Source organism: Blastocatellia bacterium, assembly GCA_035275065.1.
Lineage (GTDB): Bacteria > Acidobacteriota > Blastocatellia > UBA7656 > UBA7656 > DATENM01.
This window is the reverse complement of record DATENM010000098.1, coordinates 14,116-30,756: the sequence shown is the minus strand read 5'-3', so window position 1 is coordinate 30,756 and position 16,641 is coordinate 14,116. Positions and strand designations below refer to the sequence as shown.

Annotated in this window: 13 protein-coding genes; 10 read left to right on the top strand and 3 right to left on the bottom strand. The window is 61.3% G+C overall.

Annotation, left to right across the window (positions count from 1 at the left end; genetic code table 11):
• Positions 1 to 345: 345 nt before the first annotated feature.
• From VJ464_22385 to VJ464_22360, 6 genes are all read left to right on the top strand, one after another.
• Positions 346 to 840 carry a prepilin-type N-terminal cleavage/methylation domain-containing protein gene (locus VJ464_22385; GenBank protein HKQ07893.1) on the top strand — a complete coding sequence of 165 codons (495 nt, stop codon included), beginning with the start codon at positions 346 to 348 and terminating at the stop codon, positions 838 to 840.
• Between the two features lie 211 nt (positions 841 to 1,051).
• Complete coding sequence (locus tag VJ464_22380) at positions 1,052 to 2,872, top strand: tetratricopeptide repeat protein (protein HKQ07892.1); 1,821 nt, start codon at positions 1,052 to 1,054, stop codon at positions 2,870 to 2,872.
• A 24-nt stretch (positions 2,873 to 2,896) separates the two neighbouring features.
• Complete coding sequence (locus tag VJ464_22375; protein ID HKQ07891.1) at positions 2,897 to 3,739, top strand: ABC transporter permease; 843 nt, start codon at positions 2,897 to 2,899, stop codon at positions 3,737 to 3,739.
• Entirely contained in the window at positions 3,736 to 5,577 is a 1,842-nt protein-coding gene (locus tag VJ464_22370) for a tetratricopeptide repeat protein (GenBank protein HKQ07890.1), read from the top strand. The genes VJ464_22375 and VJ464_22370 overlap by 4 nt, the downstream gene beginning before the upstream one ends.
• Complete coding sequence (locus VJ464_22365; protein ID HKQ07889.1) at positions 5,574 to 7,412, top strand: tetratricopeptide repeat protein; 1,839 nt, start codon at positions 5,574 to 5,576, stop codon at positions 7,410 to 7,412. The genes VJ464_22370 and VJ464_22365 overlap by 4 nt, the downstream gene beginning before the upstream one ends.
• A gap of 21 nt (positions 7,413 to 7,433) precedes the next feature.
• The gene (locus VJ464_22360; protein HKQ07888.1) at positions 7,434 to 8,339 is read left to right on the top strand and encodes a hypothetical protein; all 906 of its coding nucleotides are present in this window, start codon (positions 7,434 to 7,436) and stop codon (positions 8,337 to 8,339) included.
• Between the two features lie 79 nt (positions 8,340 to 8,418).
• On the opposite strand, the gene VJ464_22355 is transcribed toward VJ464_22360, so the two are convergent.
• From VJ464_22355 to VJ464_22345, 3 genes are all read right to left on the bottom strand, one after another.
• Positions 8,419 to 9,240, bottom strand: a complete 822-nt coding sequence (locus VJ464_22355) for a DUF3108 domain-containing protein (protein HKQ07887.1) — start codon at positions 9,238 to 9,240, stop codon at positions 8,419 to 8,421.
• A gap of 71 nt (positions 9,241 to 9,311) precedes the next feature.
• Entirely contained in the window at positions 9,312 to 9,905 is a 594-nt protein-coding gene (locus VJ464_22350) for an isoprenylcysteine carboxylmethyltransferase family protein (GenBank protein HKQ07886.1), read from the bottom strand.
• Positions 9,906 to 9,922: 17 nt separating this feature from the next.
• Positions 9,923 to 11,050, bottom strand: coding sequence for a glycosyltransferase family 9 protein (locus VJ464_22345; GenBank protein ID HKQ07885.1), 1,128 nt, complete (start codon positions 11,048 to 11,050; stop codon positions 9,923 to 9,925).
• Between the two features lie 249 nt (positions 11,051 to 11,299).
• Here VJ464_22345 and VJ464_22340 point away from each other — a divergent pair, with 249 nt between their 5' ends.
• The 4 genes from VJ464_22340 to VJ464_22325 all read left to right on the top strand — a co-directional run bounded on the left by VJ464_22340 (position 11,300) and on the right by VJ464_22325 (position 16,635).
• Positions 11,300 to 12,466 (top strand): 1-deoxy-D-xylulose-5-phosphate reductoisomerase, encoded by a 1,167-nt coding sequence (locus VJ464_22340; protein ID HKQ07884.1) that lies wholly within the window; start codon positions 11,300 to 11,302, stop codon positions 12,464 to 12,466.
• 272 nt (positions 12,467 to 12,738) lie between these two features.
• Positions 12,739 to 14,190: an RIP metalloprotease RseP gene (gene rseP, locus VJ464_22335; protein HKQ07883.1), complete on the top strand. Its 1,452-nt coding sequence runs from the start codon at positions 12,739 to 12,741 to the stop codon at positions 14,188 to 14,190.
• Positions 14,191 to 14,566: 376 nt separating this feature from the next.
• Complete coding sequence (locus tag VJ464_22330) at positions 14,567 to 16,213, top strand: S8 family peptidase (protein HKQ07882.1); 1,647 nt, start codon at positions 14,567 to 14,569, stop codon at positions 16,211 to 16,213.
• A 113-nt stretch (positions 16,214 to 16,326) separates the two neighbouring features.
• Complete coding sequence (locus VJ464_22325; protein ID HKQ07881.1) at positions 16,327 to 16,635, top strand: hypothetical protein; 309 nt, start codon at positions 16,327 to 16,329, stop codon at positions 16,633 to 16,635.
• The last annotated feature ends 6 nt before the right edge of the window (positions 16,636 to 16,641 follow it).

The window sequence follows — 16,641 nt, the reverse complement described above, 5'->3', positions numbered from 1 at the left end:
TCCGCAGTCGACAGGGACGTTCGGCACCGGCAATCGCTTTTTCTACACCAACGAGACGTATGTGATCTGGCAGGCGACTGATACCTCCATCACGGCGGCGAGCGCCCCTCCGGGCAGCCGCGTTCCTGGCTCTGGCGTTGCTTTGCAGTAAGGCAACTCTGCTCACAGCGAATGACATCGACCGGGTGAGTCTTTGCGGAGGCTCACCCGGTTGTGTTATAGTTTCTTCGATCAGCTCAAAAATAAAATGAACCGTGCCTTGTGGGCCGCGTTCGATTTCGCAAGAGAGCACACTTGGCTTCCCCAAATCGGGAGCCTTACACTCTGGAGCTGAAAGAGGAATTTATGGATCGCAAGAAGCAGAAGCAGAGAGGTTTTTCACTCATCGAGTTGCTCATCGTCGTGGCTATCATCGGCATCATCGCTGCTATCGCCGTGCCGCGCCTGCTGGTCGCCCAGCAGACGGCTCACGAGACTGCCGCGCTGGCTGAAGTTCAAACCATCGGCAAGAATCAAATGATGTACGCCCTGACCCACGGTCACGGCAAATTCGGCAGCCTGCAAGACCTGATCACCCAGAACATGGCGGCAGGTTATCAGAACGGCAATATGAAGAGCGGTTACATCTTCGCCTCGACCCCGATCAATGTCGAAGGGCTGCGCGCCATGTTCGACACCACGGCGAAGCCTTCTTCGACCGGCACCTTCGGATCGGGCAACCGCTCGTACTACTCCAACGAAACGCTCAGCAATACGGTGTATCAAGCCGACGGCGGCGAGCCGCCTTCAGCAACGCCGCAGGATCGCTTGCCGAAAAACGGCGAGCCGCGCAACGAATGATCCGGTTCTCGAAGGACCGGGCGCGCCTTCCCCTGGCGCCTCCGGTCCTTTCCGTTTCCCCCTGACGTTCGACCGCCCCGCTTGCAATCGTCGCTTCCCCCTGATTCGCCTCCGTCAGTCCCCTTTGAGTCATCCATACCGCCTTGATGCAGTCGCGCGCTTTTGCTCATCGCTGCGCAACCGATGAGCGATGACCAAGAAGGAGCCTTGCATGCCGCACCCGAACCAGTTTGCTCATGCGGAGACCGCACCTTCACACGGGCGAATCAGTGCGCCGCCCATTCACATTGAGCCCATCACGCCATCATCCACCTGGCCGGCGCGGCTGTCAGCGCCCGGCTTTCATATCCTGCTGCTCGGGCTTCTCGTGATTCTGACGTTTGCCAATTCCTTGTACGGCGGCTTTGTCTATGACGATCATCGCGTCGTCTTGAAGAACCCCTTGCTTGGTCACTGGGACTGGGCGACGCTGCGCCTCATCCTGACTCATGATTATTGGGCGGCTTACAATCCCGATCTGCTCGGCGGCAACATAGACAGCCTGTTCTATCGGCCGCTCTATCACCTGTCGCATATGCTGACCTACGCCATAGCCGGCAAGAACCCGTTCATCTGGCACTTGATCTCGATCATCGCCCATGCCGGCGCGGCAGTTGTCGCCTACTTCATGCTCGACCGCGCCCTGTCGGCGACCTCACAGCTTGAAGCGGCGCCCCGCCGCTGGGTATGTCTGCTGGCGGCGGCCCTCTTTGCCGTGCATCCGGTGCAGAGCGAGACCGTCGCATGGGTTTCGGCAGTCGGCAACTCACTGATGGCCATCGGCTTTTTCGGGACTTTCCTCTGCCATCTACATTATCAAGCGGGCCGGCGTCGGCGCTGGCTGTGGGCTGCGATTGGCCTGTTTATGCTGGCGGCGCTGATGAAAGAGACGGCCATCACGCTGCCGTTGATCGTCGGCGCTTACGAGCTATTCGTCGCGAACCGCGATGACCGCTTCGCCGCTCGCATCAGGCGCGCGCTGATTGCCGTGCTGCCGTTTGCCTGTGCCACGCTTCTTTATTTCGTCCTGCGTTACAGCGTGCTGCATGTTGTCTTCGGCGAATTCAGCAATGGCAATTTCCCTGACGACGCGCTGCTGACGATGGGCGACCGGGCGCGGACGCTGCCGCTGCTGCTGGCACATTACATGGGGCTGGTCTTTGCGCCGATCAATCTTTCGATGATGTACGACATTGGCATGGTGCGCGCCGCGACCTTGACCTCTTTCTGGCTGCCGCTCGCTCTCGTTTTAGCTCTGTGCGCGGTCGGCTTTCTGACGGCGCGGCGCATTCCTGAAATTCGTCTGGCCTTGATCTGGATGATCTTCCCGCTGTTGCCGCAACTGAGCCTGGGCTCTTTCGTCAGCGAAGAACTGATCCATGACCGTTTTCTCTATCTTTCAATGCTCGGCTTTGGTTTGTTGGTTGCGATCCTTGCGCGGCGTTTTACCAGGGTGTCGAAATTGCGGCTCAGTCGCGGCGCAATCGCCTTCGTCGGCGGCGCTCTGCTCGCGGTGTTGTGTGTGACGACCGCGGCGCAGAACCGCCAGTGGGCGAGTGATGAAGCGCTCTGGCGCGCCTCTGCCGAACATTCGCCCAACTCGCGCGTCGTTCACATGGCGTTAGGCGAGATTGCCGAAGGCAAGGGCGACCTTGAAGGCGCGCTGCGCGAATACGACGCCGCCTTGCAGGTTCACCCGGATATCATCGATGCGCTCAATAACTCAGGCTTTGTGCTTGCGGGGCTGGGGCGATGGCCGGAAGCGGCGGCTCGTTTTGAGCGCCTCGTTGAGCTGACGCCCAATAAGGCCATCGCGCATTTCAATCTGGCGTTCGCCTATGGCCGGCTGCGGCGTTATCCCGAAGCCTTGAGCGAGATCGAGCGCGCCATCGAGATCGCGCCGCGCGACCCGCGGGCCGACCAGTGGCGCGCGCAAGCCGAGCAACTGCGCCGCGCCCTGGGGGCCCCGATGATGCTTACGAAATCGCATTAAGCCCGCAACCGACGAGATAAAATCATGGTGGCAAGAGAAATGAACCACATCCCCCAGATCACGGCCCGGCGAATGCGCCCGCTACCCGGCCTCGGCAAGATCGGCGTCATCGCGCTCAACACCTTCCGCGAATCTGTGCGCGACCGCGTGCTCTACAACCTCGTTCTCTTCGTGTTGATTCTGGTCGGCGCATCGATCTTCATCAGCGAGCTGTCGGTCAATCAAGAGGCCAAGTTTATTGCGACGCTCGGCCTCAGCGCCATGCTGGTTTTCGGCGCGCTGATCGCTATCTTCATCGGCGTCGGCCTGGTTTACAAAGAGATTGAGCGGCGCACGATCTACAACCTGTTATCAAAGCCTGTGCATCGCCACGAATTCATCATCGGTAAATACCTCGGCCTCTGCCTGACGCTGCTGGTCAACTCACTGGTGATGCTGGCGGCCATCGAGCTGGCGCTGATGTACGTCAATCAGGGCTTCACGTCGCTGCAAGCGCCTGTGCTGGTTGCCGGCTTGCTCATCTACCTTGAGCTGGCGCTGCTGGTGGCCATCGCGCTGATGTTTTCGAGCTTCTCGACGCCGATGCTGTCGGCGCTTTTCACCTTCGCGCTCTACGTCATCGGCCATTTCAGCGCCGACCTCAAGCTCGCCGCATCGCTGTCGCCCTCATTTGTCGTGCGCGGCGCGCTCAACGTCGCTTACTATCTGCTCCCCAACCTGAAGAATTTCAACTTCATCTCGCAAGCGTCGCATGGTGATGCGATCAATGCGGCGCATGTCGTCTGGGCGGTCGTCTATGCGGTCGTCTACATCAGCGTTTTGCTGTCGGCAGCGGTGCTGATCTTTCAGCGGAGAAATTTCAAATGAGCGCAGGGACAGGGCAATCGGCTGCCGATCATAAGGCGGCGGGTCAAGCGCACGCCGTCAGCCTCTCGTCGCGGCTGGTGATATTTGCGGTAGCGGGCATGACTTTTCTGGCTTACCTTGGCACGCTCGGCTACGAATATGTTTACGACGACCGCGGCCAGATCGTCGACAACCCGTTCATTCAGTCGTGGAGCTACCTGCCGCATTATTTCACGGACCATGTCTGGGGCCATATTGATCCGACCATGCTCGGCAATTATTACCGCCCGATGTTTCTCATCTGGCTGTTGCTCAACCGCACGCTGTTCGGCTTGAGCTCGCAATGGTGGCACCTGACGACAATCCTGGCACACCTGGGCGTCACGGTGATGGTCTTCGCGCTAGGCCGGCGGCTGTTAAAGGACGTGCCGGCGGCGGCTATCGCGGCACTGGTCTTCGGCTTGCACCCGACGCACATTGAATCGGTCGCCTGGATTTCGGGCGTCACCGATCCGTTGCTGGCCCTCTTCTTCATCCCATCGTTCTGGTTCTATCTGAACTGGCGCGAGGCGACAACGAGCAAAAGTAAAGAAGATCACAAGGCGGCTTTCGCGCGCCAGCCGGCGTTTCATCTGGCGGTCTCGCTGGTCTTCTTCGTGCTGGCGATGCTCTCGAAAGAGACGGCGCTGGTTATGCCGGGGCTGGTCTTTGGCACCGAATGGATTTATGGCGAAGGCCCGCTCATTCGCCGGGCGATTGCCGCCGCGCGTCCGGCGATGCTGTACGCCGTATTGATCGTGCCATATCTGGTCGTCCGCTCGGCGGTGTTGAAAGGGTTGGGCCACGAGCAATCGCCGGTCTCATTACTGACGACGGTTAAGACATGGCCGTCGGTGTTGTGGTTCTACGTCACGCACCTGGTATGGCCGGTGAATCTGAGCTGTTTTTATGATCTCGATTTTGCAACGCATCTCGGTCTCATGAATTTCGCGCTGCCGCTCGCCGGCCTGATTATCATTGCCGGCGGCTTATGGCTGATCTCGCGGCGACTCGACCGCGACGCCCGGCGCATGGTGGCGATGGCCTGCTTGTGGCTCGCGCTGCCGATCCTGCCGGTGCTGAACCTGTCTGTCTTTGCCAACGGCGAGCTGGTGCATGACCGTTATCTTTATCTGCCAGTCATCGGGCTCGGCTTGCTCGTAGGACTTGGCCTGAGCCGTTTGCGGGCCGGGGCCGCACAGTTGTTCGGGCAGCCGGCGTTGCGGTTGGCCGCCGTCTTGCTGCTGGTGCTGGGGCTGGGCTTTGCCACGGTCAGCCAGCATCAATACTGGGCCAGCGAGCTGCTGCTGTTTCAGCACGGCCTGACGGTCGCGCCTAACAGTCGCATTGCCAAGACAGGGCTGGCGAATGTCTTGAGTGATCGAGGTTACTTTGATGCCGCCATCGGCCTCTACGATGAAGTGGTCGAACGTTACCCGACCAACTGGAAAGCGATTAACAATCTCGGCTGCACCTACTTGAAGATGGGCCGCTTCAACGACGCCGAAGCCGCCTTGCTGCGCGGCATCGATATCAGGCCGCAGGTGCCCAAGCAGTACATCAGCCTGTCGGTCGCTTTGCAGGAGTCAGGCCGCCTGGCGGAGGCCGAGCGCGCCGCCGACTACGCGCTGTCGCTGGACGCGAATGGCTACGGCTACCATTACCAGCGCGGTGACGTGCTCGAAGCGCAAGGCCGGTTGGCGGAAGCGCTGGCGGCGTATCAGCAAGAGGTGTCGCGCCACCCTGACTTCACAAAGGCAGGCGACAAGGCCGCCGCCTTGCAGACGCGAATCGCAACGGAACAGAGGGGTGTGAAATGAGCAATGGCCTTGGCACGACGCAAGCGCCGGCGCCGCTTCTGGACTCGCCGCGGCCGATGAAATCGCTGGCTGCCGCGCTATCGCGCCGCTGGGCGCTGATGATCGTCCTCGGGCTGACGTTTCTGGTTTATGCCGACACCGCGCGCTACCAATTCACCTACGATGATCGGGGTCAGATCGTCGAGAATCAGGCGTTGCGGTCGTGGAGTTACGCGCCGCGCTGTTTCACTGAGCACGTCTGGAAAGCGCAGCACCCGGACGAAAACGGCGTTTACTATCGCCCGCTATTCAACCTCTACCTGCTGGTCAATTATCAACTGTTTCAACTGAATCCTGTGGGCTGGCATCTGCTGTTGGTGATCTGGCATACGCTGGTGACGCTGCTGGTTTACTGGCTGGCGCGGCGACTGCTGAAGGACGACGCGGGCGGCTTGATCGCGGCGCTCATCTTTGGCGCGCATCCGGTTCACATCGAATCAGTGGCGTGGATTTCCGGCGTCACCGAACCCATGCTGGCGCTCTTCTTTGTCGGGACGCTGCTCGGCTATGTGCGATGGCGCGACGGGGCCTGGGGCGGGCAGGCGACGAATGAAAGCGCCGCGTCACGACCGGCCAGATGGTTTGCCCTGACGCTAGGACTTTACGCGCTGGCGTTGTTCTCCAAAGAGACGGCGATGGTCATGCCGGCGCTGATCTTCGTTTATGAATGGCTGTTCGGCGAGCGCGCGGGCCGAATGTCGAGAGCCGTCCGCCGCGCCGCGCCGTTCCTGGCGATGGCCGCCGCGTACTTCGTGCTGCGAGCAATCATTCTTAAAGCCGTTAGCGTTTCGATCTGGCAATTGCCCTTGCCGGTGACGCTGATGACCGTGCCCACGGTGCTGTGGTTCTACGTGCGATTGCTCGTCTGGCCGACCGGCCTGAGCGCGTTTTATGACACGCCTTATGTGGCGCGCCCCGACGCGATCTTCTGGCTGACGTGTGTGGCGCTTGCGGTGATTGCGACTATGCTCTGGCTGTGGGCGCGCAGATCGAAGGCGGTGGCGTTTGCCGCGGGTTTATTGATCCTGCCGATTCTTCCCGTGTTGAACCTGACAGTCTTCATCGAAAAAGAGATCGTCCACGACCGTTATCTCTACATCCCTTCGATTGGCTTCGCCCTGCTGTTGGCCGTGGCCGTGCGCAAGCTGCGGTTCGAGCAATTCAAGGTCGCGGCTCTGCCCGGCGCGCAGGCTTTGGCGACGCTGGTCGTGGTGCTGGGGCTTGTCGCGTTGACTATGGCGCAGAGCGCTTATTGGATGAACGACCTGCAACTGTTCGCGCGCGGCGTCGTCATCGCGCCGCAAAACGACATCGCCCTGACCAACTTTGCGAACGAGCTGTTCAATCGAGGCCGACTCGATGAAGCCATGCCGGTCTATGTGACCGTCACCGAGCGCAACCCGACTTACTGGCGCGCGGCTTTCAATCTCGGCTCCAGTTATTTTCGGCAAGGCGACAACGACACGGCGCTCAAGTACAGGGCGCGCGCCAAAGAGATGAAGACCTTGATGGATGATCGGACGGGCCGCACAGCCTTCGTCCGCATGCGGCTGGGGCGCTTTGCCGAGGCTGAAACCATTTTTCGGCGGGCGATGGCCGAGCATCCTGACGTGCCGGAATACGAGTATGGGCTCGGCATCGTGCGCAAAGAGCTTGGCGATTTTGACGGCGCGCTCGCCGCGTTCAAAGCCTCGACGGTCGGCAATCCCGACCCGCTGCCGGCAGAGACACAGATCGCCGAGATCGAAGCCCGCCTCGGGCGCGACCCTGCGCGCGCCGCGGGCAACCTGAAGTAAGCTGATAAGACGGTTGACGAGATGAAAAAGGCGATTTCCATTGCAATCCTTCTCGTGGGGCTGGGGCTGCTCTACCCGATGCAGCGCCACATCGATGACGCCATGCCGCGGGAAGTCATCAGTGACGATACGCTCTACCTGTCAGGCGACACGGTGAAGCGCATGAGCCTGGGGATGGAAGGGCTGGCGGCGGATATTTACTGGATTCGCACGGTGCAGTATTTCGGCGGCAAGATGATCGATAGCGGTTTGCCGTTGTCGGCCACAGCGCGCGTGCGCATGGATCTGCTGGCGCCGCTGCTGAACATCGTCGTCACGCTCGACCCGCACCACATCCCGGCTTATCGCTTCGGCGCGATCTTCCTGCCCGAGCGTGACCTTCGGGCGGCCATCGCGCTGCTTGAACGAGGCATCGAAGCCAACCCCAACGAGTGGCGCTTGTATCAGGACATCGGCTACATCAACTGGCAGGCGGGCAACAGCGCGAGCGGCGAAGCGCGCGCCGCCTTTTACGCGAAGGCCGCCGAGTGGTACGAGAAAGGCGGGCAGGTGCCGGGCGCGATGTGGTGGATGCGCGATCTGGCCGGCTATATGAAGATTGCCGGAGGCAGCCGCGAAGCCGCTTATGCCATCTATTCGACTTACCTGAACAGCGAGGACGAAAACATTCGCAAGCAAGCGGCGCTGCGGCTGAAACAACTGCGGGCGCTCGGCGAGATGGATGCGATTAACGAATTGCTGGCGCATTACAAGGCGCGGACTGGCCAGTGTCCGACCGACCTGCGGCAGCTCGCGCCGCAACTGCGAGCCTTGCAACTGACGCTGAACGCCGAGCAGTTGCCGGTTGACCCGGACGGCATCGCTTACCAGCTGAAGGCTGACAAGTGCGAAGTGGAGCTGGCCTGGGAGTCGCAGATTCCGCGATGAGAATGTGGCGCAAGGCGGTTAGCTTGCGTCGGACCTGCGCAAGCTAACCGCCTTGCGCCACACCCGATTGAATACCGCTCTATTGAATACGCTTCAGATCAACCGTCACGGTAGCGCCTGAAAACTTCAGCCGGGCGCGCACGGGGATGCGCCGTGCGTCATCGCTCACCCATAGCAACATCTCGCCGCTGCGTCGAATGAAACGGCCGTCGAAGATTTTTGCGTTCAAGCGAATCGTTTTGAACTTGCCGGCATTCACCTTCACTTCTTCAGGTTTCTCAGCGATCACTTCGATGTGATAAAGCTCGCCGGCATCGCTGATGGGAATCTCGATCACATTGCCTTCGTTGAGCGGCTGCGTGCGCACGAAGTACATGGCCGACAAGATATCTTGAATCCAGGCGGGCGACGGCGCTTGTTTGGTCTTCGGCTCGGCCTGCTTGTCCGCAAGGTTGCGCTCGGTGAAGGTGACGCGCCCTGTGTCGCGATCAATGACCGCTTTCTGCTCGCGGCGGTTATCGCCTTCGGCAAGCGACCGAACAGACTCTTGCAATCCCAGGTCCTGGGCGCTGACCGTGGCGCTATAAGTGTCGCGCACCTTGATGCCAAAGAGCTTCGGGAAGAACCCTTTTGACGCCAGCTCCGCCTTGATTGTCAGCCTTGGCATCTTTGCCGCCGACTCGCCGCCTGCGACCGAGAGCTTCACGTCGCCGACCGTGCCGCCAAAGATCAGCTTCGAGAAGGTGACTTCATAACGCAGCGTTTCGCCGGCCTTGAACGGCAGCGGTTGATTGATCTTCGGCAATACGGCGGGCGCGGACTGGCGCGGCTGCGCCTGCGCCGTGGCGAGCGCCGCGCATAACCCGACAAGCACGAAAGATCGAAAAAGCGTTCTCTTCATAACTCGATTGTACCTGCAAAGCGATTTCACCAGTTAGGTGCGCCCTGTCAATGTACAGTTGTCCGAATGCGTCAGCGAGTGAAAATGAAGGTCTTGGCCACCAGCAGCGCCAGGGCGACGACGACGCCGATGGCGGCGCGGTATTCGCGGTGCCTGCTGTATTGTGACCACGAGAATCGCCGCTCGCGGTCAACGCCGCCTGTTCTCGGCGACTGATAGGCCGTTGCGCGGGGCACGAACAGAGGCACCTCGCGGCTGTAATCGGGATACTCGTCGGCGAAAAGCTGCTCCAGGGTTTCGGCTTCAGCGATCATCACCGGCACATAGATCAGCAGGTACAGGGTCACATAAACGACGGCGAACCACCACGCGCCGCTCGCCAGCGCAATGCCGCCGCCCATGATGAAAGTTCCGAGGTAAAGCGGGTTGCGTGTGTAAGCGTATGGCCCGCTCGTCGTCAGCTCCATGTTCTTTCGCAGATAGCCCGATGCCCAGGCGCGAATCCACAAGCCAGCGAAAGCGACCGCCGCGCCGATCAGTAACGTCCGCGGCGAGGGCTTTGCCGAGATGATGAGCAGCGGCGCTAGCACCAGCCCCGCCGGCACGCGTATACGCTGGGCCAGGTGTAGCAATCGCAGCCGATGGTTTCTTGTCGCTTCAACCATAAATCGCAAAATCCGAATCAGTAATCCTGGCCACTTTCAATGGCTTCGCGGCGCGCGGTCTTTAATTTGACGAAAGCCGGCTCGGCTTGTCTTTCGCCCGCAAGCCGGATGGCGACAGCGCGGGCGACGGCGCTCGCGGGAATCTCCATACACTCCCAGTGCCAGCACGCGCGCCGGTGACAAGACGGGCGGCACCAGAGGTCGCGCCCCACGGTAATGTCTCGCGGATTGAACGGCCCGTTGCGCTCGGGCGCGGTCGGGCCATAGATGCCGACGATGGGCGTGCCCGCCGCCGCCGCCAGATGCAGCGGCCCTGTGTCGCCGCCAACGAAGAGCGCCGCGCGCCGCGCCAGCGCGACAAACTGTTTGAGCGTCGAAGCGATCACCTGCGCCGCGCCGCTGCGCGTCTGGCTGACGACCGCTTGCGCCAATGCTTCTTCGCCCGGCCCGAAGGTGACGTAAGAGAAAAGCCCGTGCTGCTCATAAAGCTCGTCGGCGAGCGCGCCGAACGCCGCGGCGGGCCAGAGCTTCGTCGGCCAGCCGCCGCCGGGATTGAGAATCGCGAACCGCCCGGCGTGTCCGCTTGTCGCCGTTTCGACGTGGCGCTCGTCATCTGCCGAGAGGGCGATAGGGAACTGGTAAGCCGTCGGCTCTAAGGCGGACGCTTCGATGTCAGCGAGCGGCGCGGCGGCAGCGCGCGCCAGCGCAAGGTTCTTTTCGATGACGTGGCGATAGGGCGATGTATCAACCTGCTCGGTGAGAAAAAGGCGGCTCAAGGGCTCGCGCAGCTCGGCGGTCGCAAAGCCGACGCGCCGTTGCGCTCGCGTCGCTCGCATCACCGCGCCGGATTTCAGCAAGCCCTGAAAGTCAATCGCCACTTCGATAGGATCACCGCTTCGCAATCCGGCCATGCGCCGGCGGATGTCGGCGAGCGTCGCGCCGCTAAACCTCTGCTTGCGCCAGGCGCGGGTGTCCAGCTCGATCAGCTCATCGATGATCGGCGAATCTTTCAGGATAGCAGCGGCGCGTTTCTCGACCACCCACGCGAGGCGCGCAGCGGGCAGCGCCCGGCGCAACGCTGCAACCGCGGGCAGCGCATGCACAACGTCGCCGATGGCGCTCAGTTTGACGATGACGATTCGCATCCGAGAGGCGCAACCACCAGTGATTGCGAGCCTGAATTATAGCACTCGGCACGGTGTCGCGTCGCCGTTGGGGCGTATTCATTCCCGGACTTTAACCGCCAAGACGCCAAGACGGCCAAGAAGAATTTCTCTCTGCGTCCTTGGCGTCTTGGCGGTTAATCTTCTGCCGGTCATCTGAGATTGCATAGACCCTGTAACTTTGCTCTTACAGATAGGTGCGTGCTAGAATGCCGCTTCAATCAGGGCCTTATGAAAAGCATCAGCATTCTCGGATCAACCGGCTCAATCGGCCAAAGCACCCTCTCAGTCATCGACGCGCTCGGCGACCGCTTCGTCGTCGCGGGCATCGCCGCCGGGCGTGACATTGATCGCCTCGCCGAACAAGTCGCGCGCTACCGACCGCGGCTGGTTTCGGTGGCCAACGAAGCCGACCTGCCGGTGCTAAAAGAGAAGCTGCGCGCCGCCGGTGTTGGCGAGCTGCCTGAGCTTGCCTGCGGCGAAAGTGGTCTGGTCGCCGTCGCGACGATGGATGGGGTTGATGTTGTCGTTTCGGCCACGGTCGGCGCGGTCGGCTTCCTGCCGACTTACCGGGCGCTTGAGATGGGCCGGCGCGTCTGCCTGGCGAACAAAGAGACGCTGGTGATGGCCGGCGAATTGATGACGCGGGCGGCGCGTCAGTCGGGCGCTGACCTGCTGCCGGTTGATAGCGAGCATAACGCCTTGCATCAATGCCTGCGCGGCGAGCAGGTCGGCGAAGTCAAGCGGTTGATCCTCACGGCTTCGGGCGGGCCTTTCCGGCAAGCGCCCATCGAGCAGATGCGCGCCGCCACGGTCGAAGCGGCGCTGGCGCACCCGACATGGCAGATGGGCGCCAAGATCACCATCGATTCGGCGACCTTGATGAACAAGGGGCTCGAAGTCATCGAAGCCGGCTGGCTTTTCGGCTTTGACGCCGAGAAGATTTCCGTCGCCGTCCACCCGCAATCGATTGTTCATTCGATGATCGAGATGGTTGACGGCTCGATCATCGCGCAGCTCGGCGTCACCGACATGCGTTTGATGATTCAATACGCGCTGACCTACCCCGAACGCCTGCCCACGGAGCTACCGCCGCTGGGCCTGGAGAAACTGGCGCGGCTCGAATTCTTCGAGCCCGACTTCGAGCGCTTCCCCTGCCTGCGATTGGCCTACGAAGCGATGCGCGAAGGCGGCACGATGCCGGCGGCGATGAGCGCCGCAAACGAGATAGCCGTCGCCGCCTTTCTCGACCGGCGAATCACCTTCATGGACATCCCGCGCCTCATCGGCGACACCATGTCGGCGCACGCCACTGAAGCCTGCGCGAGCATCGAAGCCGTGCTCGAAGCCGACCGCTGGGCGCGCGCCCGCGCCGAATCCCTCGTCGCCAGTCATTAGATCGGTTTGCGATTGCATTTAGCCTGGGAGCGCGGGCAGCTTGCCCGCCAGTCTCGCGCATGCCAACGCTTGCGGGCGAGACGCCCGCGCTCCCAGGCTATTCCCGATTGTTATAAAAACCTAATGACTGACGCCAAAGGGCTGATGACCGGGGGCAAGTGTAGACACTGCCACGGGGCTGCGATACACTTAAAAGGTAATGGCGGCGCGGCCATCCGGTCATCGGTCGGCGCGCTGTGTGCCTGGGTTCGCAATCGTTTGGGGAGCTAAATTTGAGCACATTATTATTTCAAGGTGTCGTTTTTATTCTCGTGCTTGGGGCGATGATCGTCATCCACGAGTTCGGCCATTTCATCGTTGCCAAGTTATTTGGCATTCGCGTTAATGTCTTCAGCGTCGGCTTCGGCAAGCGGCTCACCGGGTTCAAGAGAGGTGACACGGATTATCGCCTCAGCCTGATTCCGCTCGGCGGCTACGTCAAGATGGCCGGCGAGAATCTCGACGAAGAAGTGACCGGCGCGCCCGACGAGTTTCAATCGAAGCCGAAATGGCAGCGCCTCTGCGTCGCCGTCGCCGGCCCGGTGATGAATATCCTGACGGCGCTCTTCATCCCCACCGTGCTGGCCATGTCGCATTACGAGATGCCGACCTTCGTCAATCAGCCGGCGGTCGTCAATTCCGTTGCCCCCGAGTCGCCCGCCGAAGTCGCCGGCATCCGCCGCGGCGACGTGATCGAAAAGATCGACGGCATCAGCAATCCCACCTGGGGCCAGGTCAACGACGAGATCATGTTGAACCCCGGCCATGAGGTGCCGGTCGTGTTGCGGCGCGGCAAAGAATCGGTCAGTCTCAACCTCAACGTCGGCACGCAGGAATTCAACCGCGCAAAGATTGGCGAAGCCGGTCTGCAACCTTTCCTCGGGTCGAATTCCAAGATCGTCGTCGCCGCCGTCACTCCGGGGACGCCTGCCGATCAAGCCGGCCTGAAGGTGGACGATCAGATCATCGCCGTCAATGGCCGGGCGGTCGAGGCAGGCGCGGACCCGGCGACCATCTCTTCGGCAGACCCCAACAGCGGGGCGCTCTACAGCGAAGCCGACATTATCCGCATCATCCGCGCCAGCAAGGATCAACCGGTCACCCTGACGGTCAAGCGCGGTGACGAAACGCTCAACATCGCTGCGACCCCGAAGGCCGACGATGGCAGCCCGCGACTCGGCTTCGGCCCGGCCCACAAAGACGCGGACGTGCTGGTAACCCGGCTCGGCCCCGTCGCGGCATTCAAGTATGCGTGGGACGAAAACCTGCGAATTCTCTCGCTGACAAAGACGGCGCTGACACAGGTCTTTGCCGGCAAGCGGTCGGCGGGCGACACGGTCAGCGGCCCGGTCGGCATTGCGCAGATCGTCGGCCAGGCGGCGCAGCGCGGCCCCACGGAAGTCTTTCAACTGATGGGCCTGCTGTCGCTCAACCTCGGCATCTTCAACCTGCTGCCCATCCCCGTCCTCGATGGCGGCCTGATCTTCATGATTCTGCTCGAAGCGGCGCTCGGAATTTTCGGTCTGCCGCTGACCATGCGCGTCAAAGAACGCATGATGCAGGTCGGGCTGGTGATGCTGATGCTGCTGATGGGCTTTGTCATCTTTAACGATATTTCCAAGACGTTCGTCCGTCGCGGCAGCGCGCCGCAGACCGTCGAGCAGCCCAGGCCGGAAGGCAAATAAAGCGACGCAGCGGCGCGGAGACGCGGAGACGCGGTGATGGAGACTGGGCTCTCTTTCGCCGCGTCTCCGCGTCTCCGCGCCGTCTTTTACTCTTGCCTCTCGCTGAGAACAAATTATCATAAGACCTGCCCCCTCGGACTTTTGCCCCTATGTGTAATCAGCCAGTGCCTGCGTTGCTGAAACGACAGGCAGGGACGACGTTGTTCGTAGGTCATGCAGAATCGCTGACCAGGCTTACAGCCGTTTTCTATTGCGTCTGCCATGTAGCGCAATCTGTTAGATTGCGCGAGCCAACGCGCAATCTAACAGATTGCGCTACACCCGATTGAAAACTGCTCTGGTGCGTCGTGCGGCTGTTTGTCGAACCAGGGGTATTATGAAAAAGGTTGTTGCTCTATCGCTCGCGCTTGCTTGCGTCACGCTTCTCTTTGCGCCGTCAAGGCGCGTCCTTTCGCAATCAACTAAAACGAACCCGCTCTACGTGCCGGGACAACTTCTCGTCAAGCTCAAGGCCGGTATCACGGGCACAGGCGAGGTGCCGGGATTGATCGGACGCGCGCAAGGTGACATCGAGCCGCTGATGAAATCCGCGGGCGGCGATTTGCTGCTCGTCAACCTCGAAGGCGAATCGGTTGAAGAGGCCGCCGCGAGATTGGCGCAAGACGCGGGCGTCGAATACGCCGAGCCGAATTATCTATGGCACGAAGCGGCGATTCCCAACGACGCGCTCTTCTATCAGCAGTGGGCTTTGATGAACAACGGCAGTTTTCTCGCCGGCAAGCCCGGCGCTGACATCGGCGCGACGGCGGCCTGGGACATCACCACCGGCAGTGACAGCCTGGTGGTCGCGATTATAGATGCGGGCGTTGATCTGGCGCATCCAGACCTTGCGCCGAACGCCTGGACGAACTCGCGCGAAGTTCCCAACAACGGCATTGACGACGACGGCAATGGCTATGTGGACGACGTGCATGGTTGGAACTATGTGACCAAAAGCCCGAATGTGTATGACCAGGCGAGTAATGATTGGCACGGCACGCACGTCGCCGGCGCGGTTGGCGCGGCGGGCAATAATCAGACTGGCGTGAGCGGCGTCGCCTGGCACGTCAAGCTGATGGCGCTCAAGTTCCTCGGCGCGCAGACCGGCAGCACTGCCGACGCGGTCAAGGCGATCAATTACGTTCTCGATCAGAAGCAGCGCGGCGTCAACGTTCGCGTCATCAACGCCAGTTGGGCCGGAACCAGCGAATCGCAATCGCTCAAGAACGCCATCATCGATGCGGGCAATAAGGGCGTTCTGTTTGTCTGCGCGGCCGGCAATGGCGAAAACGGCAACGACGGCAGCGACCTGGATGAAAGCCCGCTCTACCCCGCGGCCTGGAGCGCCGATGTGCCGATGATGATCGCGGTAGCGGCGGCGGATTACAACGACCGCCTGGCGTCATTCTCTTACTACAGCGCGACTCGCGCGCAGGTCGCCGCGCCGGGCGTTAACACCATGAGCACGATGCCTGAAGGCGGTTACGGATTTGGCGTCGGGACTTCGATGGCATCGCCGATTGTCGCGGGCGTCGCCGCGCTGTTGTTCGCGCATGAGCCGAGTTTGACTGCGGCACAGGCGCGCAATCGCATCGTCAAAACCGCGGACCCACAGCCGACGCTCGTCGGGCGCGTCAGTAGCTCTGGGCGCGTCAGCGCGTACAACGCGCTGACCAACAGCGTCCCGCACGCGCCTTCGCGCCCGGCCATCGGTTCGGTCTGGGTGACCAAGAAGCTGGCCGGGGTTGATGGCATCGGCTTTGGCATGGGCGGCGCGGTCATCGAAGTCAACGGCGTGGCGCTGGCCAAGTCACGAGTCAGCACAGACGTGACGCTCGCCGATGGCTCGTCAGCCGAGTTGTCGGCCAAGCTCGGCAAGCCGGGAATCAACGAGACCTTCCCTTCGGGTGTATCGGTAACGGTGACGGTCTACAACCCTGCGACCGGCGAGCGTTCCGAGCCGTTCACCTTCAGGAGAAAATAAGCGGGCAGTCTGAGGAGTTTGCTTTACAGCGCGGCGCGCGGCGTTTAGACTCACAACGCCTGACGGTAACGCGCAGGCCTTTGCCACTCTAGCCGATCAGGAGAGCTGTGAAGATGGAGGCACCGCCGACCGCTGCTGATATGCTCATTCGCCTGTTGCGCGCTTCACTGTCGCCCGACGGCACGCCCTCGTTCAACCAGATTGTGCTTTACACGTCGTTCGGTGTCGTCCGCGGCCGCATCGGTTTCAGCTTTGCCCAGGAATTGAGTAATCAAGAGCAAACAGGCCCGCGACTCTCGGAAAGCTTGATTGAGCTGAACGCCGTGACGGTCGAGCATTTTTCTAATCATCTGGCCAGCGCCGCCTTTGACCGCCTTTACGTTCGCCTCGACGAAGTGAAAGGCTTCGCCTTCTCCCGCTAGAGCGGT